This is a genomic window from Luteococcus japonicus, from assembly GCF_003752415.1.
Lineage (GTDB): Bacteria > Actinomycetota > Actinomycetes > Propionibacteriales > Propionibacteriaceae > Luteococcus > Luteococcus japonicus.
On the sequence record NZ_RKHG01000001.1, the window covers coordinates 838776 to 858896 of the forward strand.

A 20121-nucleotide genomic window follows, 5' to 3' on the forward strand; every position below is an offset into this window, starting at 1 on the left:
CAGGGGGCAGCAGCAGCGACATCAGCAGATGGGCCAGCACATACGCTCCCAGCGCCATCATCAGGTCCCCCTCCCTCCACGGGACAAACAGGGCGCTTCCAATTGCGTCGCAGCCGCTGACCTCAGCGGGCGCGAGCGATCTTGTCGCGGGCCTGCTCGTAGCGGCGCAGTTCCCCATTGATCGGGTTGATGATCCGCTCGCGGGAAACCTGTCCGATGGACTTCTCCAGCACATGGGTGGCCCGGGAGGCCTTGCGCTTGGCGGCGAACTCGACGAAGACGCGGCTGACCAGCGCCAACAGCACTCCGGCAGCAACACCTCCGGCGACCAGCCAGGTGGGGATCGGGATGCCATACCAGGTCGGCCCCAGAGACAGGTCCATCACGCCGAAGTAGATCAGCGCCATCCGCAGACCCAGCCAGCCCAGGCCCACCACGACGCAGGTGATCAGCAGCCACTGCAGCACCTGGAAGATCTTCCACCAGCCGGTGCCGCGGTCCATCGCCAGATCGGTGGTGGCAATCGCGCGGTCCAACTCGTCGGGCAGCAACTTCTCGTCGCGGCGTGACGCGTCGCGCACGGCGTCCTGCCAGCTACGCGGCAGACCAACGGCGGCCTCGTCGGCAACGGCACGCACGGCGGAGTCGACGCGCGCCTGCTGCACCCCGTTGAAGCTGATCCCCTTGCGGTTCACGCCGGTGCGCTGCACGCGCGCGGGCTCCAGCTCCTGCTTCTTGTTGATCTTGACGGCGTCCAGGTGCAGGCGACGCAACGGGTCCGGCTTGAAGCGCTTGATCCAGGTGATGGCGGGCCAACCTGTGGCCAGGGTGCCGCGGCGACGCGTCGCCTTCAGCACGGCCTCGCTCACCACACCGACGCCGGCAGCCTCGCCGAGGGCCTTGTTCAGCTGGGCCTCGCGGCCCTTGCTGACCTCGTCGGGGTCTGCGTGGCCGATGTCCTCGCTGAGCTTGCGGGCCACCTGCACCACGTCGCCCTCCAGCCGCTTGGCGGCCATCTGCTTGTTCTGGATGGCGGTGGCCAGTTGGCCGCGCAGCTCCGGGACGCCCATGCCGGTCATCGCACTGATGGCGCACAGCTGGGCCTTCTCCAGGCCTTCGGAGTCGAGCAGCGCACGCAGGTCACGCAGCGTCGGTTCCAGCTGGCCCTCGGGCAGCCGGTCGGCCTGGTTGAGCACCACCATCATCACCTCGGCGTGCTGCGCCAAGGGCTTGAGGTAGCGGTCGTGCAGGGCGGCGTCGGCATACTTCTGGGGATCCACCACCCAGATGAACATGTCCACCAACTGCACCAGCCGGTCCACCTCGTCGCGGTGGGCACGTTCGGTGGAGTCGTGGTCCGGGAGGTCGAGCAGCACCAGCCCGTCGAGGGCCGCATCGCCGCCGGTGACAACGTGCCGGGTGGGCACCTCCAGCCAGTCGAGCAGGTCATTGGGCACCTCGCTGCCCCAATAGGCGGCCATCGCCTTGCTCGTGGTGGGGCGGGTGACGCCCGGCACCGCCAGCTGGGTACCGGACAGGGCATTGAAAGTGGACGACTTGCCCGAACCCGTCGCCCCGGCCAGCGCGACGACGGTGATGTCGCCGCTGAAGGCCAGCCGCTTGTCGGTGTGTCCGACGACATTGCGTGCCTCGGCCACCAGCTCGGCGTCGGCGCGGCCATCGGCCAGCTCGATCGTCTCGGCCAGTGCCTTGACCTTGTCGGCGACACCCATGCGGTCGGGATTGGTGCGGTTGCGGGCCATCAGCGGTTCTCCTGCACGATCTCGGCGTCGACGACCTCGGCATCATGCGCCTCGGTGATGGTGTTCAGCTGGACGGTCTCCCGGGCCGCTGGCAACGCCTGTGTCTGGGGCGCCTCGATCGCGGCCTGCTCGGGTGCGGCCGGAAGGGCATCGTCGTAGCCCTCGTGGCGGGCGAAGTTGACCTCCTCGGCGGCCTCCCGGATCCGGACGGCCTGGTCCAGGTCTCCCGCCAGGGACGCCAGGGCGTCGTCGTAGCGCTTGAGTTCGTTGCCCATCACGGCCTCGACGCGGGCATCGAGGCTGGCCTTGGCCTGGTTGGCGAGCTTGCGGACTGCGTCGTCGCCGAAGACGGCCTCCAGCACCCGCTGGGCCAGCACGACGGAACCGCCGGCGATGCCCACCTCGGCACCGGTCAGGCCGCCGGTGTGTGCGAAGACCACCATCATCAGCGCGGCGGAGACACCGTTGACGCCCAGCGCGAGGTAGCGGGCCTTGGATCGCTTGTCCATGCCTTCTGCGGAGACCAGCTCCAGCACATCGCCCTGCCAGTCACGGATGGCGCGGGCCACCTCGTCGGAGAAGCCGGTCGAGGCGCGCGAGAGGTCCTCTCCGGACCAGTTGCGCAGCACGTCGCGGCCGTAGGCCGTGGCACGCCAGGCGGACTCGGCCCGTTCTGCGGCGGCCTCGCCCTGCTCCCGGACCAGTGCCTCCAGACCGGACTCGACGGCGACCTTCACACCCTCGGCCTCCGGCGGCGTGCCCTTGACGGTGGCGAAGACCCGGTCACGAAGCCAGCCGATCTTCTGCTCCATGGTCTTCATGAATTCGCCGGTCCCGACGAAGTCCTGCCAGCGCGCCAGCACCTCGCCGCGCAGCAGGCTGCCGTCGGCGGACTGGACGGAGACCTGGCGCACGGCCTCCTGGTAGCTCTTGGCGGCATCATCACGCAGCGTGGCCAGGGCCTCGGCCTGAGCCTCGACGGCGTCGGCGACCGGCGGGGCCTTGGTGACCAGCGCACCGATGGCACCATCCAGCGTCTGCAGCACGACGCGCTGGCGGCTGGCGGCATCCGCGGCCAGCGTCGCAAGCCAGGTGCGGATGGGCGAGACGGCGGCATCGGGGAGCAGGCCCTCCGCGGTGGTCTCGGTCTCCGGGACGGCGAAGAGCGGCGAATCCGCCAGCCCGCGCTCGGTCATCAGCTTGCCCAGGTGCGGCGGCACCTGGTTCATCGCGGCCGGCGGAATACGGTCCAGCACGACGGCGACGGCAGCCGCGCGGTCCACGGCGGCCTTCAGGAAGTCCCACGGGACGGCGTCGGCATAGCGGGCTGCGGAGGTGACGAAGACCCACAGGTCCGCGGCCTGCAGCAGCTGGGCGGCCAGGTTGCGGTTCTGCTCGACGACGGAGTCCACGTCGGGAGCATCGATGATGGCCAGGCCCTGGGGCAGCGCGGGCTCCTCGACGATCTGCAGGGTGTTCTGGTCCTGGGAGCTGGAACGGGAACGGACCAGTCCGGGGAGGATCCGGTCGTCCTGGAACCACTTCACGTCGTCCGGGTGGCAGATCAGCACCGGAGACTTGGTGGTGGGGCGGATCACGCCGGGTGTTGTCACGATGCGGCCGATCAGCGAGTTCACCAGGGTGGACTTGCCGGCACCCGTCGAACCACCGACGACGGCCAGCAGCGGGGCCTCGATGGTGGCCAGCCGGGGCAGGATGTAGTCGTCGAGCTGGCGCTGCATGTCACGCGCGCTGCGCGCCTGTTCCATCGCCTGCGGGAGCGGCAGTGGGAGCCTGACGGGAGCCAGTGATTCACGAAGCTCGGCCAGGGCCTGCATCAGACGTGTGCTGCTCACGCGATTCCTTTCGATGGCACGGGCGCCCCCGCGCCCGAAAAGTTCCACCCCACTGTGGCACGAATCCTGCTCCTCGTGCCGGGACAGGTTGAGGGTTCAGGCCGTGGGCGCCGGTGTGCGCCAGCGTCGCCAGAAGGCCAACCGGTGCCATGGGATGTGCATCTTGAGACCTCGGGCCTCCCACAGGGCGGTGTGGCGCAGGGTCTTGATCTCGGCCAGCAATTCCTTCTCCCGCTCCCGTCCGGCCTCGTCGATGATGCCGCGCACCATCGCGTCGCGCAGATAGGCGAGCTCAGTCATCGCCCGGGTCATGGCGACGGTGTCACGCAGCGTGCGCCAGCCGCGGGTGAGAGCCACCATCAGCAGCCAGCTGCGACGGCGCCCAAAGCCCTGGTTCTGCGGGTCTTCCGGCAGCAGCCAGCCGACCCGCACATAGTCCTCCAGCCGGGTGCGGATCCGCTTGATCTCCTTGAACTCGTGGCGAACCAGGAAGCTGAGCATGAAGAAGATGATCAGGAAGAACTGCACCAGCAGCCAACGGTTGTCCTGCTGCCCCACCGACGCCATGCCGTTGAAACCCATGTGACCCAGGGCCGCCAGGCAGAAGCCGGTCAGCGGCGCGAGGATGCGCACCAACTTGCTGCGGGTACGCAGGCCGAGCAACAGCCCGATGCCGGTGAACATGGTGAACATCGGGTGGCCATAGCTGGTGATCACCCCACGCAGCAGCACGAGCTGCTGGACCGCCTCCTCCACGTCGCCGGCGCCGGTGGTGACCGAGCCGTAGACCATGGCACGGGCGTAGTAGACGATGTTCTCCGTGAAGGCGAAGCCGATGGCGGACAGGCCCGCCAGGCAGACGCTCTGCAGCACCGAGACAATGCGGTAACGCAGCAGGATCGCCAGCAGGAACAGGATGGTGGCCTTGGCGGCCTCCTCCACGAAGGGTGCGACGAAGACCGCCGGCCGAGCCTGGGCGGCCGGATCGCCCGGGCTCGCGGTGACGTTGAGCATCTCCGCCGCCCAACTGTTGATGTGCAGGCTCAACCAGATGGACATGCAGGAACCCCAGCCGAAGGCCAGCAGCCACAGCAGCGGCTTCATCGGACGCAGCCGGTCCAGGAGGATGAAGGCCAGGGACCAGACGATGGCCGTCGGCGCGGCATAGCCGGCGCAGGTCTTGACCGTCTCCCAGTCGAGGCCGGGGATGGTGCCCTGCGGGAAGACCTGGTCCGCGGACATCTGGCGCCAGACCAGGAAGAGGCACAGGGCGTAGAGCTGGAAGAGGACGACGGAGATCCAGGTCCACGGGTTGGTGAGCAGCCTCATCCACCGGTTCATCCCGGGCCGCTGCTTCGGCGGCAGGCCGGACAATGAACGGGCGCGACGCTCCGGCTTGACGGACCGGGCCTCGTCGAGGGCACCGTTCAGCGTCCAAGCGTCGTGCGTCGTGAGGCTCATGCGCATCCTGTCGAGCGTCGGGTACAGGTGGCGCCCCAGGCAGGAATCGAACCTGCGACCGACAGATTAGAAGGCTGCTGCTCTATCCGCTGAGCTACTGGGGCATGTCGAGGTCCATGGTAGCGGGGCGCGCCGCAGGGCCCGGTAGGGTGGACGGGTGAATGACATGCTGGTGTGGATTGATTGTGAGATGACCGGGCTGGACCTGGTCAACGACGCCCTGATCGAGGTGGCGGCCCTGGTCACCGACTCCGATCTCAACGTGCAGGGAGAAGGGATCGACGTGCTGATCAAGCCGTCGGACGAATCTCTGGCGCAGATGGGCGACTTCGTCCGCGAGATGCACACCAAGTCCGGCCTGCTCGACGAACTGGCCGGCGGAACCACCATGGAGGAGGCCCAGAAGCTGGTCCTCGACTACGTGCAGACCTTCGTCCCGACGGCCCGCAAGGCACCGCTGGCCGGCAACACCATCGGCACCGACCGCGCCTTCCTGGCCCGCGACATGCCCGAGCTGGAGGGCTGGGTGCACTACCGCAATGTCGACGTCTCCAGCATCAAGGAGTTGAGCCGTCGCTGGTTCCCGCGCGCCTACTACCAGTCCCCCGCCAAGAACGGGAACCACCGTGCGCTGGCCGACATCCAGGAGTCGATCGAGGAGCTGCGTTACTACCGCGAGGCCGTCTTCGTGCCCGCTCCGGGCCCGACCACCGGAGAGGCCAAACTGATTGCCCACAAGCACCAGGGAACCATCACCGGAATGCGTCCGGCGGACCTCACGAAGGCCTGATTTCACACAATGGTCATTTACCGCTAAGCTGATCCAGCGCTCAGGGGAGATTATTCCCCGGGCCATGGTGGGTATAGCTCAGTTGGTAGAGCACCTGGTTGTGGTCCAGGTGGTCGCGGGTTCAAGTCCCGTTACTCACCCCACAGGGATGGATCCCAGATGGAAGGCCCCGGTCCTCGGACCGGGGCCTTCGTCGTGTTTCAGCTTCTCAAGAGGCGGCACGTCGTCTGCTGCGCAGGGCCCGGGTCTGGGTCAGGCTCGCATCGCGGGACAACTCGTCGTGGAGCTCGGAGCCCAGCCCGACCAGTGCAACCCGGCCGTCGGCCTCGTGGTGCAGCGCCCAGCCGTAGCGCTTGGCCAGCGGGGAGGAACGCAGACAGGCCTGCGACGTCGAGAAGAAGGCCGCGCGAGCCTCCCCGTCGTCGGGATCGAGGCCCTTGCGCAGGGCATGGACCCGGAAGATCAGATCATCCGAAGTCAGTTCACACGGACGCCCCGACAGCAGTTCGTGCTGCAGGGAGGCAATCGTCGGGCCTTTCGACGCGGCTTGGGGAATCTGGGCATTGATTGCCGGACAGTCCTCGGCGACGGCAATGAAGGTGCTGGTGTAGTTCGTGGATTTCACTCCCCCCTCCCCGTCGATGGCTTCCCTGAGCAGGTCCGCATCCCCACAGCGCCGCCCGTACTTCTCGATCATGTGGGTCAGTACGAAGCGAACCGACGGCTGCTCGTCCCAACCCCTCACCGTAACGAGAGACTCCAGGTCGATCGCCGCCGTGCCGCCCAGTGCGCCAAGCTGCCGCCGGGAAGCATCGACGGCCTCCCTCCACAGCGAGTGCAACTCGTCGCCGGTCTGTTCGCCGGCCGAGCTCCAGTCCCAGTCACCGTCTGCTCGCCAGTCCACCTCGCTCCACGGATGGGCAGGCGAGTTACCGCCCAGGACCACCCCGAACAAGAAGTCCTCCACATAGGCCAGGTGCTTCAGCAGCCCACCCAGGACATTGACGACGGCAGCGGCCGGGCGCGCAGGGCCTCGTCGGACAGGCCCTCGGCCTTCCATCCGATGGTGGCTCGCAGGAAGTCGAGTTAGCCGACGAGGGTTGCCGCTTCCCCGACGGGGAGTTCAGGTTCGGGGCGTCCCTGCAGGTCAACGCGGGACACGTGACACACCCGCCTGATCTGCCCGCTTGTCCACCCCGGCCAGGAAACGCTCCTGGTCCAGCACGGCACGGGCGTGCCGCCCCGAACCAATGGGGCCCAGGTCGTCGAAGGCCTGCACATCCCACCAGATGGTGCGGCCCTCCACCTGGCTGACGGTGCACTCGTAGCGCACGGTCATCCCGGGCAAGGTGGCAGCAGTGTGCGACAGGTCGACGTGCACGCCGACCGAGGTCTCCCCGTCCTCCAGGTGCGGCCGCAGGGCCTCCATGCACGCCCATTCCGCAGCACCGACCATGTAGGCCGTGGCGAAGACGCGTGGCACGGTCTGGAATTCCGGGGACTCGGGGAAGACGTCGGGGACGCACCGGTTGTCGGGCACGACATAGGTCATGGTGTGGGTCTCACCCACGGCGATGGGAGTGCGCATGGGTGACAGCCTACGGATCCGGGCGCAGCTGGTCCATACCCCACTTCTGGACATCCGACCCATCTTCCCGATCGAGCGCTGAAGGGTCTTGGACACGTCAAACTGCACTGGGGTGCGCAATTCGCTCGATCGGGAAGATGAGATCTGTTCTCAGTCGTCGGATCCCCGGCGCCAGGCCGCACGCATCATCTCCTTGTTGACCGCAGCCACCGCGGCCAGCGGGATCCCCGCCGGGCAGACCTCGACGCACTCGCCATAGGTGGAGCAGGGGCCGAACTCCGCTTCGACGGCCTTCACCACGCCCCGGGCCCGCCTGGAGCGTTCCGGCCTTCCCTGCGGCAGGGTCGAGAAGTGGGTCAGCAGCGCACCGCTGAACAAGTGGGCAGCCCCATTCGGGCAGGCTGCGACGCAGGCGCCGCAGCCGATGCAGGCCGCGAAGTCCAGGGCCTTCTCAGCACGCCGGAAGGTGATCTGACGGTCCTCGGCGTCCGGCGCGGTACCGGTGTCGACGCTGACAAAACCACCACCCCGCACCACCCGGTCCAAGGCCGAACGGTCCACGACGAGGTCCTTCACCACCGGGAAGGCGGCAGAGCGGAAGGGCTCGAGGCGCACCACGTCTCCGTCGGAGAAGTTGCGCAGGTGCTGCTGGCAGGTGGGGGTGTTGGCGACGGGGCCGTGCGGGCGGTCGTCGACGGTGATGCCGCAGCAGCCGCAGATCCCTTCCCGGCAGTCGCTCTCGAAGGCGACGGGCTCTCCCCCGGCCTCGACGATCTGGTCGTTGAGCCGGTCCAGCAGTTCCGGCATGGACATCTCCGGCGTGGCATCGTCCACCACATAGGTGACGAAATCTCCGGGCGCCTGGGCACTGGGCTGGCGCCACACCTCCAGCGTGATCCTCATTGGTAGTTCCTCGTCTGCAGTGGCACGGCGGCAAAGGTCAGGGGTTCGTGGTGACGCACCGGCATCCCGGGCTGCCCCAACGGACCGGGCGTGTGCTCCCACGCCGAGACGAAGCACCAGTTCCGGTCGTCACGCAGGGCCTCGCCGTCACGAGTCTGGTGGTCGACGCGGAAGTGAGCGCCACAGGACTCGTCGCGGTCATAGGCGTCGACGCACATCAGCTCCGCGAGCTCCAGGTAGTCGGCCACCCGTCCGGCCTTCTCCAGCTCCTGGTTGAGTTCCCGGCCGGTGCCAGGCACCCGCAGGTCACTCCAGAAGCGATGCCGCAGGTCCCGGATCTCGTCGATCGCCTGTGCAAGCCCCCCCTTGCTGCGCGCGACGCCGCAGCCTCGGTAGAGGATCTCCCCCAGTTCGCGGTGGAAGCGGTCGGAGCCGGTCTTGCCTCCGACGGCCAGCAGCGCCTCCAACCGGCCGGTGGCATCCGCGACGGTCTGTGTCACCGCCGGGTCGTCGTCGGCCAGGAGCGGTTCGTTGAGGTGTCCGGCCAGGTAGTTGGGGATGGTGTGCGGCAGGGTGAACATCCCGTCGACGCAGGCACTGAGCAAGGAGTTGGCGCCCAGCCGGTTGGCGCCGTGGTAGCCCCAGCCAGCCTCACCGCCGACGAACAGGCCCTCGATGGAGGTCTGCATGTCGTAGTCGCTCCACAGGCCACCCATCGAGAAGTGCGCTCCGGGAGCGATCCGCATCGGCACCGTGTAGGGATCCTCGCCGGTGCAGTCGGCATACATCTCGAAAAGGTTGCCGTAGCGCTGCTCGATGATCTTCTTCCCCAGGCGCTGGATCGCGTCGCGGAAGTCCAGGTAGACGCTGTTCTTCAGCGGTCCGACGCCGTGGCCTGCCTCGATCTGCTCCCGGGCGGCACGCGAGGAGATGTCGCGCGGCGCGAGGTTGCCGTAGGCGGGGTACTTGCGCTCCAGGTAGTAGTCGCGTTCCTCTTCCGGGATGTCATTGGCCGGTCTGTCGTCGCCGGCCTTCTTCGGCACCCAGATCCGGCCGTCATTGCGCAGCGACTCGCTCATCAGCGTCGTCTTGGACTGCCACTGCGAGCTGACCGGGAGCGCCGTGGGGTGGAACTGCAGGTAGGAGGGCGACGCGAACAGCGCCCCGCGACGGTGGGCCCGCCAGGCGGCGCTCACATTGGAGTTGTGCGCCAGCGTCGAGTGGAAGAAGGCCTTGCCGTAGCCGCCGGTGGCCAGCACGACGGCGTGTGCGGCCTGCACCTCGATGGCGCCGGTGCGCAGGTCCCGGGCCACCACGCCCCGCACCCGGCCGTCGGTCACCACCAGGTCCAGCACCTCGCGGTGGGTCCTCAGCTCGACGGTGCCGGCCGCCACCTGCCGCTGCAGGGTACGGGCCGCTGCCACCTGCAACTGCTGACCGGTCTGCCCGCGGGTGTAGTAGGTGCGGCTGACCTGCACACCACCGAAGGATCGGGTGCGCAGCTGGCCGCCGTACTCGCGGGCGAAGGGTGCCCCGATGGCGTCCATGTGGTCAATCACCCGCACCGATTCCTCGGCCAGCCGGAAGACGTCGGCCTCCCGGGCGCGGAAGTCGCCGCCCTTGACGGTGTCCTTCACGAAGCGGTCCAGCGAGTCTCCGTCCACCTTGCGGCCGCGGGCCGCATTGATGCCGCCCTGGGCCGCGACGGAGTGGGCGCGACGGGCCGCGTCGTGGAAGGTGTAGGCCACCACGTTGAAGCCCAGCTCCCCCAGCGCGGCGGCCGCCCCGGATCCGGCAAGGCCGGTGCCGACGACGACGATGGTGAACTTGCGCCGGTTCAGCGGGCTGACCTGCTTGTAGTGGAGCTTGGCACGGTGCCAGGCGGTGGCCGGATCGCCGTCGGGCGTGTGTCCGTCGAGCGGTGGTTCAGCGCGTGGGATGTCGAGGATGGTCATTTCACGACTCCTGTCAGCACGGCGACGGGGATGGTCAGGTTGCCCAGCGCCACCAGCAGGCCGATGGCCAGGGCCACCGCGCTCACGGTGCGCACCGCCTTGGGGCCGGGCGTTGCCCCGAGGTCCAGCACGACGCTGACCAGCCCGTGCGCCAGGTGGGCGCACAGCGCCAGCATCGTCAGGCCGTAGACCAGCGCCACGGGCCAGCGGGAGAAGGAGGCAACCACATTGGTGTAAGCGAAGGAGGCGTCCACCGTCGGGCCCTGGAAGGCGTCGGAGGCGACCGGAGCTGTTCCGATGGTCAGGTCCAGAAGGTGGAAGACCAGGAAGCCGAGCAGGATCACGCCGGTGAGCGGCATGCTGCGCGCCATCCACGTCGAGGCCGGCATTCCCTTGCGTCGCACGGATCCACGGGCGATGCGGCCGCGGCTGCGCACCAGCCAGCCGCAGTACAGGTGGGCCGCCAGACAGGCCAGCAGGACGATGCGCAGGATCCACAGCAGGCCCTCGTGCGGAAGGACGGGGTGGAAGGCGGCGCGAAGCCAGTGGGCGTAGCCGTTGAAGTCGGCCGGCCCCATGTACAGCTTGAGGTTGCCGATCATGTGCACCAGCACGAACAGACCGAAGATGATCCCGGTGAGCGCCATCACCACCTTCGCGGCAGCATTGGACAGACCAGCCGGATGGCCGGCGGCCCTTGTCGACGGTGACTGGGACATTCGCAACGCCTCCTGGACGAGACCCTTCCAACCACCATAGGCCGACCCTCGGACACTTTCCTGGGCGGGGTGGTAAAACCTCATGAACTCCGGGCGGACAAGCAGCGACGCCGCCCCGAGAGGATCGGGGCGGCGTCGTGTGGAACGAAGGACTCAGGCCTTCTCGTCCGGGGTGGTGTCGTCGGGCTGGATGCTCCAGGCCGGGGGCTCGTCCTGTCCGGCCTCCTCCTGCTTCTCCGCATCCTCGAAGTCCGTGTGCACCATACCGGCGGCGTGGTGGACGGGCGCGTAGATGGTGTACAGCTGCAGCGGCTCATCGCCGGTATTGGTGACATTGTGCCAGGTGCCGGCGGGGACCTGGATGCTCCAACCGTCGGAGACCTCCTGCTCGGTGGTCAGCTGGTCCTCCGCGGGGCCCATCTGGACCTTGCCCTTGCCGGCGTCGATGCGCAGGAACTGGTCGGTGTCGTGGTGCACCTCCAGGCCGATGTCCTTGCCGACGGGGATGCTCATCAGCGTGACCTGGAGGTACTTGCCGCTCCAGGCCACCGTGCGGTAGTTCTCGTTGGCCTTGGTCTCGGTCTCGATGTCGAAGACGTTCGGGTTGGGTCCGTTGTCAGTGATAGCCATGACCCCGAGCGTACTCACTGGCCCTGACATTTCCCGGCCGACGCGGCTTGCCGGCCTGGTGCCCCGTGGCCAGGGGGCCCCGGATCCGAGCGCCTGTGACAAAGCCGAGCGGCTGACAGGCAGGCGACACCAGGAGGTCACGTCACAGCGGTACGCCACCGAAGACGTACATGCTGACCAGGAAGATCAGGAAGGTGCGCCCAACGGGTGAGCACAGCCAACCACATGGTCAAACGGCGCGGCAGGACGTTCCACGACGTGTCATGCCAGTGGAAGGTGCCAGAATGACTCCCATGCCACGCACGCCCATCTCCTTGTCGGACGCACGTCTGCAGGCCGCCCTGGCCGCCGGACGGGCCGCCGCCCTCGCCTCCCGCCTCGCCGGGAAGGGCTCCGGGGCCTCCATCCGCGGGCAGGTGATGATGAAGGTCGACCCGCAGGCGCTGGGCAAGTTGCTGGCCCATCGCCGGATCGCCGCGGTGACCGGCACCAACGGCAAGACCACCACCACCCACCTGCTGGCCGCAGCAGTGCGTGAGGGCACCCCCGAGCCCGCACGTCGCGTGGTCACCAATGCCGACGGCGCGAACCTGTACCACGGCGTCGCCTCGGCACTGGGTGAGGCTGCGAAGGCGGACATCGCCATCCTGGAGACCGACGAGCGGATCGTCCCCCGGATCATCGAGGAGGGCCGGCCGGAGGTGCTGGTGCTGCTGAACTTCAGCCGGGACCAGATGGACCGCAACCACGAGATCAAGAGCCTGGGCCGCGGCTGGCGCGTCGCGCTGGAGAAGGCCGGAGAAGCAGGTCCCGTCGTCGTGGCCAATGCCTGCGACCCGCTCACCACCTGGGCAGCCGAGACGGCCAAGCAGGTCATCTGGATCGACACCGGCGCCGGCTGGACGCAGGATGCGGCTCTCTGCCCCGCCTGCGGCGCCGTGCTCGCCCACGTCGACGGCCACTGGGACTGCCCGGCTTGCCCGCTCACCCAGCCGGAGGCCGACTACACCGTCCATGGCGAAGAGGTCACCGAGAAGGACGGCACCGTCTGGACCCTGGACCTCCAGGTGCCCGGCCGCTTCAACCGCGCCAATGCCGCCTGCGCCCTGGCCGCCGCCCGGGTGATGGGCATCGAGCCCGACGTGGCACTCAAGGGCATGCACAGCGTCACCTCCCCCGCCGGACGCTATGCCGTGGCCACCTTCGGGGACGTCAAGGGCCGCCTGATGCTGTCCAAGAATCCCGCCGGCTGGGCCGAGAGCCTGCCGCTGGCCGCCACCGACCCAGTCGTGCTGGCCATCGACGCCGTGGCCGCCGACGGCAAGGACGTCAGCTGGCTCTGGGACGTGGACTACGAGCAGCTGGCCGGCCGCCATGTCATCTGCACCGGCCCCCGCGCCCTGGACCTGGCCGTGCGCCTGACATACGGCGAAGTGGAGCACGAGGTGGTCCCGGACCTGTCGGCCGCCATGGCCCGCGCCGGCGAACTGGCCGACGAGGGCGTCGTGATCGACGTACTGAGCACCTACACACCATTCCAGAAGCTGCGCAAGCTGGGAGGCCTCGCATGAGCAAGCCCGTCAAGATCGTGCTCGTCTTCCAGAGCCTGCTGGGCATCTACGGTGACCAGGGCAATGCCAGGGTGGCGCTGCAAAGGCTGCAGATGCGCGGCATTGACGCCGAGCTGGTGATTGTGGAACCAGGCGACGAGGTGCCCGCCGACGGGCAGCTCTACCTGCTGGGTGGCGGCGAGGACATGGCCCAGATCAGCGCCCTGAGGGCCCTCCAGGAGGACGGGAACATCTTCCGCGCCCTGGAGTCCAGCGCCGTGCTGTTCGCCGTCTGCGCGGGCTTCCAGATCTGTGGGAGGTCCTTCACCGTCGGAGATCGCGACGAGGTCACCGAAGGTCTGGGCCTGCTGGACATCCAGACCCGACGCGGCGCAGAGCGCGCCGTCGGCGAGGTGCTGCACCGCTGGACCATGCCCGACGGCACGCAGAGCATCATCACCGGCTTCGAGAACCACGGCGGATACACCACACTGGGCCCCGACGCCGAACCGCTGGCCCGCGTCGAGGTGGGCGTCGGCAACAACGGCGAAGGGCTGGAGGGCGCCGTGCAGCGCGGCCCCGGCGGCAAGGGCTGGGTGATCGGCACCTACCCGCACGGCCCGGTCCTGGCCCGCAATCCCGAGCTGGCCGACCACCTTCTGCAGCTCGCCACGGGCCTGGAGCTCGGCCCGCTGCCGATGCCGGAACTGGACGAATTGCGCGCACAGCGAATCGAGCACGCCCGCACGCTTCGCTGAGCACCGCTACCGTCGGAGCATGAAGACCAGACAGCTCGGACCGTTCACCGTCAGCGCCATCGGGATGGGCTGCATGCCCCTGTCCATGGCACGCGAACCGAGGCCGTCGCTGGACCAGGCGATGGAAACCATCCACGCCGCCCTCGACGCCGGCATCACCTTCTTCGACACCGCCGACATCTACGCACCCAGCTGGGACCAGATGGGCCACAACGAGCACGTGCTGGCGATGGGCCTGCGCGGGATCAACAATCGCGACGAGATCGTGGTGGCCACCAAGGGTGGCATCACCCGCGGCGAGGGCGAGACCTGGGGCCGCGACGGCTCCAAGGACTACCTGCGCCGCGCCCTGGAGCACTCCCTGAGCCAGCTTGAGGTTGACTGCATCGATCTCTACCAGTGGCACCGCCCGGACCGGTGGAAGGTCTACGGCGAGGTGGTGGAGACCTTCGCCGAATTCAAGCAGCAGGGGCTCATCAAGGCCATCGGCATCAGCAATGCCAATGTGGAGGAGATCGAGATCGCACGCGACGTGCTGGGCCCCGACGGGCTGGTCAGCGTCCAGAACGAGTTCTCCCCCAGTTTCCGCTGCTCCACCGACACCCTGACGGTCTGCAAGGACAACGGCATCGCCTTCCTGCCGTGGAGCCCGCTGGGTGGTTGCTCCGGGGGCGCCACGGAGGTGGGCAGCCGCTTCCAGGCCTTCGGCGACGTGGCCCGCGAGCACGGCGTCAGCCCGCAGCAGATGGTCCTGGCCTGGGAGCTGGCGAAGTACGACAAGCTGATCCCCATCCCGGGTGCGAGCCGCCCGGAATCCATCACCGACTCCGCCAAGGCCGTCGACCTGGTGCTGAGTGAGGGGGAGATGCAGCGCCTGGACGAGTCCCCCGTCTGGCACGACCCGCAGCCGCACCGCTGAGGCCTCGACAGGCTCGGCCACCGGCAACGACGAAGGCCCCGGATCAGTGATCCGGGGCCTTTCGTTGGTACACCGCCAGGGACTTGAACCCTGAACCCGCTGATTAAGAGTCAGCTGCTCTGCCAATTGAGCTAGCGGTGCTTGCTCCCGGGCCCGCAAGGACCCGAGGGATATTCAGTTGTTTGGTACACCGCCAGGGACTTGAACCCTGAACCCGCTGATTAAGAGTCAGCTGCTCTGCCAATTGAGCTAGCGGTGCGCGCGAGAAGGAACGTTACGCCTGCTCAGCGCCCAGCGCAAATCAGGCCCGACGGCGTGAGCTCCCAGACCTCGTCGGCCCACACTTCCAGCAGTTCCGCATCGTGGGGGATGGCCAGCACTCCCAGCCCGGCATCCACCTCCCGGCACAACAACCGCACCATGCCGGCGGTGGTCACCGCATCCAGCATCGTGGCTGCCTCGTCACAGAGCAGGAAGCGCACCGGGGCCAGCAGGGCCCAGCCCGCCACCAGCAGCAGTGCCGGGGCCTACCAACCACCACGTCGCTCAGTCATCCAGACCCACACTCGGATCCAGGGCCAGATAGCACAGGTCTGCCAGCAGGGAGCCGACGAGCACCAGCGCCGTGGAGGCCACGGTCAACAATGCCAGCAGCGGCAGGTCCAGGTCCCGCGCCGAGGTGACCATCGCGGCCGCCAGGCCCGGCCAGGCGAAGGACTCCTCCCCGATCACGGCGCCCACCAGCTCCGGGAGCCGCACCCCGACCAGCGTGACCAGCGGCGCCAATGAGACGGGGAGTACGTGGCGCAGCGCCACGGTACGCCAGGACAGCCCTCGGACGACGGCGGCACGGACGGCGTCGGAGGCCAGCGCGGCGCGCACCTCGGTGCGGCAGCTGAGCAGCAGCCACGGCGCCTGGGACAGGCCGAGCACCAGCGCAGGCAGGACCAGGTGGTGGGCGACGTCGAGCACGCCGCCTCCGCCCCGTACGGTGACTGCGCCGACGGCCGGGAACCAGCCCAGCCCGAGCGAACCGACCATGATCAGGCCCAGGGCCAGCACATGGGGCGGGATGGACTGCACCAGGATGATGAGGGCCTCGCTGGCACGGTCCAGCCAGGACCCAGGACGAAGCGCCGCGACCACTCCCCCACACAACCCCAACAGGACAGCCACCAGCAGCCCGACCGTGGACAACAGCAGCGTCCACGGCAACCTGTCGGCCAGCACCTGCGCCACCGGGCCCCTGGCTTTGACCTGTTGGCCGATCCCACCCGCCCCAAGCTGCTCACGCAGATCCACCTGCACCCGGACTCCCGCGTCGGTGAGCTGGCCGAGGCCTGTGGAGTCACGCCCACCGCCGCCTCGCAGGCGCTGCGAGTGCTGCGCGACCAAGGCTGGGTGGAGGCCCATCAGCAGGGCCCCAGCGTGCGCTACCGGCTGGTGGACGGCGCGGTGCACACCGTGCTGCACCTGATGGGCCAGACCCACGACCACTGACCCGGACTGACACGCGACGAAGGGCGCCGAGGACTTGTCCTCGGCGCCCTTCGCGCTGGTCAGGTGCTCAGCGCATCACTTCACGCCACCGGCGGTCAGACCGGCCACGATCCGACGCTGGAAGATCAGCACCATGGCGAGCAGCGGCACGGTCACCACCACACCGGCGGCCATGATGGCGCCGTAGGGGATGTTGAACGCGCTGTCACCGGTGAACTGGCTCAGCGAGACCGGGGCCGTCATCTTCTTGCGGTCGGGCAGGAAGGTCATGGCGAACATGTATTCATTCCAGACCGCGATGAAGGTCAGGATGACGGTGGTGAAGATGCCGGGCGCCGCCAACGGCAGGATGATCTTGCGGAAGGCCGTGGTGGGCGTGCACCCGTCCACCATGGCCGCCTGCTCCAGTTCGACGGGAAGCTGACGGAAGAAGGCCGTCAGGTTCCACACGCACAGCGGCAGACCGAAGGACAGCGACGGGATGATCGCCGCCTGGTAGTGGTTCATCCAGTCGATCGGCAGCCACTCGTAGTTGCCGGTGAACATCTTCAGCAGCGGCACCAGGATGGTGATGGCCGGGAACATCGAGCAGCCGATGATGATGGCCAGCACCAGTGCCTTGCCCGTGAAGCGCAGACGGGCCAGGGCGTAGGCGGCGACGATGCCGAAGAGCAGCGTCAGGGCCGTGGTCACCGTCGAGATCAGGATCGAGTTGCCGATGGCGGTGAAGAAGTTGTTCTTCTCGTTGAAGACGATGTGGAAGTTCTGCACCGACATCGGGTTCGGGATGAACTCCGTGCTCAGGCCCTCACTGGGCAGGCGCAGCGAGCTGATCACCATCCAGAGGAAGGGCAGGATGCAGTAGATGATGATCAGGGCGATGCCCAGCAGCGAGGCCACCGTCCCGGCGATCTGCTTGCCCGTCTTCTTCGGCTTGTTGAGCGTCTCCAGCTCGCGCTTGGTGAGCAGCTCCTGGCCCTCGGGGACCGTGAGATTCGTGGTGCTCATGCCGCACTCTCCCCACTGGTGATGGTCTGGTTGGCCTTGGTGCGCTTGACCTGCTGCTTGTGCAGGGCGCGCATCCGCTTGCGCTGGGCCGTCTTGGCCCGGGTCTCGTCGTCACCGACGACGTCGGCACCCAGCAGCTTGATGAACAGAAAGGCCACCAGGCAGATGAGCAGGAAGAGCAGGATCGAGTACGCGGCGGCCGGGCCGTAACGCTGGCTGACGGCCTCGTTGTAGGCGAACATGCTCAGCGTCTCCACCGAGTACTTGTTCGGGCCGATCAGGCCGTAGGGAAGGTCGAACATGCGCATGGTGTCCAGGGTGCGGAAGAGCACCGCCACCACCAGGGCGGGCTTGACCATCGGCAGCGTGATCCGGGTGAACTGCTGCCACGCGGTGGCCCCGTCCACCTTGGCGGCCTCGTAGACCTCCGCGGGAATGGTCTGCAGGCCGGCCAGTGTCAGCAGCCCGATGAAGGGGGCTGTCTTCCAGACGTCGGCCATGATGACCGCCAACTGGGAGGCCGACGAGTCACCCAGCCAGAGAATCTCCTTGCCCAAGATCTTGTTGGCCACGCCGTCGGCCTGGAAGATCACGAACCACAGCTTGGCAGAGACGATGGTCGGGATGGCCCACGGCACCAGGATGGCGGCGCGCACCAGGCCGGTGCCCTTGAAGGCTCGCGCCATGATCAGGGCCATCGCGACGCCGAGGATGGTCTCGATCACCACGCAGATGACGGTGAACCAGACGTTGTTGACGAAGGCATTCATCAGGCGCGGCATGGAGCCGAAGACGCCATCGACCGCAGTGGAGTTGGACGTCAGGGCGTTGAGGTAGTTCTCCAGACCGACGAACTTGGTGCCGGTCTCGGCCATGCCTGTGGTGGGATCGATCCCATTGCTGGTCTTGTAGAAGGACTCGATCACGCTGAGCACGATCGGGATGCCGACCACGAACAGGATCACGGCGAGGGTGGGTGCAACGAGGATCCAGGCAAGGGTGCCCTGCCCGTCGCTGAGGGCGTTCTTCTTCGCCTTGCGGGACGAAGCGCCCTGGGTTTCGACAGCGGTGACCATCTTTTCCCTCCTTTGGGAATGTGACTGACACAGCGCCCGGTACGGACCGCCGGTGCGGTCCGTACCGGGCAGACAGTGTGCTGTCAGGAAATTACTTGGTCAGCTCGGTGAGCTTGGTCTGCAGACCCTCGAAGTTGCTCTTGGGATCCTTGCCGGCGATCACATTGGCCGAGGCGTCCTGGATGGCCTGGGTGGCGTCGTTGTACGCGACGACCTTCGGGCGGGCCTTGGCTGTGGCGATGGACTCCTTCAACACAGGCAGGTAGGGAAGCTGCTTCACCAGGTCTGCATCGGCGTAGAGGGACTCGCGGGTGGGAGCCAGGGTGGCCTTCTGCGCAGCGGTCTTCTGCTGGGCCTCCTCGCCGTACCACTTGATGAAGTCACGGGCGGTGCCGAGGTTCTTCGCGGTCTTCGAGATGGCCAGGTTGTGGCCACCCAGGGTGGACACGCCGGGGCCCTCGAGGCCGGGCAGCGGGGCGATGCCGAACTTGTCGGCAACCTTCGACGAGCCGTCCTTGGCCTGCATCAGGGAGTAGATGTAGGGCCACTGGCGCAGGAAGACGAGCTTGCCGTCCTGGAAGGCCTGGCGGCTGGGCTCCTCCATCCAGGTGGTGGCGGCCTTGGGGATGGTGCCGTCCTTGAAGGAGTCCTGCAACCACTGGACACCCTTGAGGGCGGCCTCGGAGTTCACCTGCGGCTTGCCGTCCTTGTCCAGGAACTCGGCGCCGGAGGAGTTGACGATCTCGGTGATGTTGCAGGTCAGGCCCTCGTACTTCTGGAACTGGCCGCCATAGCAGTCCAGGCCCTTGCCCTCGGGCAGGGCCTTGACCTTGGTGCAGGCCGCCTTCATGTCGGACCAGGTCTTGGGGGCCTCCTTGATGCCGGCCTTCTCCAGCAGGTCCTTGCGGAAGTAGAGCATGGCGCCGTCCGAGCTGGTCGGGTAGGCGTAGAGCTTGTCGAAGTAGGTGGCGCCGTCGACGGCGGGCTGCAGCATGCCGTCGGTGGGGAACATGTCCTTGGGCAGCTCATGCACCCACTGCTTGGCGGCGAACTCGGCGGTCCAGACGATGTCCAGGTAGAGCACGTCGAAGTTCGAGGCGCCCTTGGTGTTGGCATTGTCGACCATCTTCTGGCGCTGCTCATCGGCGGAGGCCGAGAGCTGCACGAAGGTCACCTTCTCGTTCGGGTGCTCCTTGTTCCACTCGTTGAGCAGGGGCTGCACCAGGTTGTTGTTGTCCTTGCCCTGGACGAAGGTGATCGGACCCTTCTGGTCCCAGTTGAGAGCAGCGGTGCTCTCGCCCGACGTGGCCTTGTCGCCGCCGCCGCACGCTGCGGTGGCCAGGACAGCAATGACGGAGAGGCCGGCGAATGCGACGCGCTGGGCCTTGTTTGTGGTTGCCATGGACTGGATCCTCACTTCTTTGTGTGACCCCCGAGGAGCGGGGACTGCAGCAGCAGCCTAACCACATGTCCCGGCGGTTCAACCACCAGAGGCCGCATTGCCACGAATTTGTTATCAACGGGCCGATGCCACCCCCAAACATTTCCCCACCCAGCGCAAGGCGGCAGCAGTTTCCCCTTGTCAGAAAGAATTGGCAGGTTCAAACTCTCATCGTCTTCTGACCCTGCGGTCAGAACAACATGG

19 protein-coding genes and 4 tRNA genes are annotated in these 20121 nt (G+C 67.5%); 6 read left to right on the forward strand and 17 right to left on the reverse strand.

Features of this window, described 5'->3' with window-relative positions:
* Window positions 1-122 precede the first annotated feature (122 nt).
* The 4 genes from EDD41_RS04080 to EDD41_RS04095 all read right to left on the reverse strand — a co-directional run bounded on the left by EDD41_RS04080 (window position 123) and on the right by EDD41_RS04095 (window position 5184).
* A complete protein-coding gene (locus tag EDD41_RS04080; protein WP_123575050.1) occupies window positions 123-1763 on the reverse strand; it encodes a YfjP family GTPase in 1641 nt (546 codons plus the stop codon).
* Window positions 1763-3619, reverse strand: coding sequence for a dynamin family protein (locus EDD41_RS04085; protein ID WP_123575051.1), 1857 nt, complete (start codon window positions 3617-3619; stop codon window positions 1763-1765). Before EDD41_RS04085 ends, EDD41_RS04080 begins: the two co-directional genes overlap by 1 nt.
* A gap of 96 nt (window positions 3620-3715) precedes the next feature.
* Entirely contained in the window at window positions 3716-5080 is a 1365-nt protein-coding gene (locus tag EDD41_RS04090) for a PrsW family intramembrane metalloprotease (protein ID WP_245995532.1), read from the reverse strand.
* Between the two features lie 28 nt (window positions 5081-5108).
* Window positions 5109-5184, reverse strand: a tRNA-Arg gene (locus EDD41_RS04095).
* Between the two features lie 62 nt (window positions 5185-5246).
* On the opposite strand from EDD41_RS04095, the gene orn reads away from it, so the two are divergent.
* Together orn and EDD41_RS04105 are read left to right on the forward strand one after the other, a co-directional pair.
* Window positions 5247-5870: an oligoribonuclease gene (gene orn / locus EDD41_RS04100; RefSeq protein WP_123576847.1), complete on the forward strand. Its 624-nt coding sequence runs from the start codon at window positions 5247-5249 to the stop codon at window positions 5868-5870.
* Window positions 5871-5937: 67 nt separating this feature from the next.
* Window positions 5938-6013 (forward strand) — tRNA-His (locus EDD41_RS04105).
* A 65-nt stretch (window positions 6014-6078) separates the two neighbouring features.
* Here the strand turns inward: EDD41_RS04105 and EDD41_RS17100 are convergent.
* The 6 genes from EDD41_RS17100 to EDD41_RS04140 form a co-directional block, all read right to left on the reverse strand.
* Window positions 6079-6930, reverse strand: coding sequence for a DUF6157 family protein (locus tag EDD41_RS17100; protein ID WP_211336582.1), 852 nt, complete (start codon window positions 6928-6930; stop codon window positions 6079-6081).
* A gap of 87 nt (window positions 6931-7017) precedes the next feature.
* Window positions 7018-7458 (reverse strand): thioesterase family protein, encoded by a 441-nt coding sequence (locus EDD41_RS04120; RefSeq protein ID WP_123575052.1) that lies wholly within the window; start codon window positions 7456-7458, stop codon window positions 7018-7020.
* Window positions 7459-7608: 150 nt separating this feature from the next.
* Window positions 7609-8361, reverse strand: a complete 753-nt coding sequence (locus EDD41_RS04125) for a succinate dehydrogenase/fumarate reductase iron-sulfur subunit (protein ID WP_123575053.1) — start codon at window positions 8359-8361, stop codon at window positions 7609-7611.
* On the reverse strand, window positions 8358-10316 hold the full coding sequence (locus EDD41_RS04130; RefSeq protein ID WP_123575054.1) for a fumarate reductase/succinate dehydrogenase flavoprotein subunit: 1959 nt from the start codon (window positions 10314-10316) through the stop codon (window positions 8358-8360). The genes EDD41_RS04125 and EDD41_RS04130 overlap by 4 nt, the downstream gene beginning before the upstream one ends.
* Entirely contained in the window at window positions 10313-11035 is a 723-nt protein-coding gene (locus EDD41_RS04135; RefSeq protein WP_211336583.1) for a succinate dehydrogenase cytochrome b subunit, read from the reverse strand. Before EDD41_RS04135 ends, EDD41_RS04130 begins: the two co-directional genes overlap by 4 nt.
* A gap of 153 nt (window positions 11036-11188) precedes the next feature.
* Window positions 11189-11665 (reverse strand): cupin domain-containing protein, encoded by a 477-nt coding sequence (locus EDD41_RS04140; RefSeq protein WP_123575055.1) that lies wholly within the window; start codon window positions 11663-11665, stop codon window positions 11189-11191.
* 422 nt (window positions 11666-12087) lie between these two features.
* Between EDD41_RS04140 and EDD41_RS04145 the strand changes: the two genes are divergently transcribed.
* The 3 genes from EDD41_RS04145 to EDD41_RS04155 are packed head-to-tail and all read left to right on the forward strand — an operon-like array spanning window position 12088 to window position 14892.
* A complete protein-coding gene (locus EDD41_RS04145; RefSeq protein WP_094766232.1) occupies window positions 12088-13236 on the forward strand; it encodes a DUF1727 domain-containing protein in 1149 nt (382 codons plus the stop codon).
* A complete protein-coding gene (locus EDD41_RS04150; RefSeq protein WP_123575056.1) occupies window positions 13233-13973 on the forward strand; it encodes a type 1 glutamine amidotransferase in 741 nt (246 codons plus the stop codon). The genes EDD41_RS04145 and EDD41_RS04150 overlap by 4 nt, the downstream gene beginning before the upstream one ends.
* 19 nt (window positions 13974-13992) lie before the next feature.
* On the forward strand, window positions 13993-14892 hold the full coding sequence (locus EDD41_RS04155) for an aldo/keto reductase (protein ID WP_123575057.1): 900 nt from the start codon (window positions 13993-13995) through the stop codon (window positions 14890-14892).
* A 65-nt stretch (window positions 14893-14957) separates the two neighbouring features.
* On the opposite strand, the gene EDD41_RS04160 is transcribed toward EDD41_RS04155, so the two are convergent.
* The 4 genes from EDD41_RS04160 to EDD41_RS16760 form a co-directional block, all read right to left on the reverse strand.
* A tRNA-Lys gene (locus EDD41_RS04160) sits at window positions 14958-15033 on the reverse strand.
* 42 nt (window positions 15034-15075) lie between these two features.
* Window positions 15076-15151 (reverse strand) — tRNA-Lys (locus tag EDD41_RS04165).
* 25 nt (window positions 15152-15176) lie between these two features.
* Window positions 15177-15401 (reverse strand): ATP-binding cassette domain-containing protein, encoded by a 225-nt coding sequence (locus EDD41_RS04170; protein WP_123575058.1) that lies wholly within the window; start codon window positions 15399-15401, stop codon window positions 15177-15179.
* Window positions 15402-15438: 37 nt separating this feature from the next.
* The gene (locus EDD41_RS16760) at window positions 15439-16131 is read right to left on the reverse strand and encodes an ABC transporter permease (RefSeq protein ID WP_211336584.1); all 693 of its coding nucleotides are present in this window, start codon (window positions 16129-16131) and stop codon (window positions 15439-15441) included.
* A gap of 21 nt (window positions 16132-16152) precedes the next feature.
* On the opposite strand from EDD41_RS16760, the gene EDD41_RS17105 reads away from it, so the two are divergent.
* Complete coding sequence (locus EDD41_RS17105) at window positions 16153-16392, forward strand: ArsR/SmtB family transcription factor (RefSeq protein WP_211336585.1); 240 nt, start codon at window positions 16153-16155, stop codon at window positions 16390-16392.
* A gap of 75 nt (window positions 16393-16467) precedes the next feature.
* Here the strand turns inward: EDD41_RS17105 and EDD41_RS04180 are convergent, their stop codons facing one another.
* From EDD41_RS04180 to EDD41_RS04190, 3 genes are all read right to left on the reverse strand, one after another.
* Window positions 16468-17400: a carbohydrate ABC transporter permease gene (locus EDD41_RS04180; protein WP_123575060.1), complete on the reverse strand. Its 933-nt coding sequence runs from the start codon at window positions 17398-17400 to the stop codon at window positions 16468-16470.
* A complete protein-coding gene (locus tag EDD41_RS04185; protein ID WP_123575061.1) occupies window positions 17397-18476 on the reverse strand; it encodes a carbohydrate ABC transporter permease in 1080 nt (359 codons plus the stop codon). The genes EDD41_RS04180 and EDD41_RS04185 overlap by 4 nt, the downstream gene beginning before the upstream one ends.
* Before the next feature lie 91 nt (window positions 18477-18567).
* A complete protein-coding gene (locus tag EDD41_RS04190) occupies window positions 18568-19878 on the reverse strand; it encodes an ABC transporter substrate-binding protein (RefSeq protein ID WP_094766222.1) in 1311 nt (436 codons plus the stop codon).
* Between the last annotated feature and the right edge of the window lie 243 nt (window positions 19879-20121).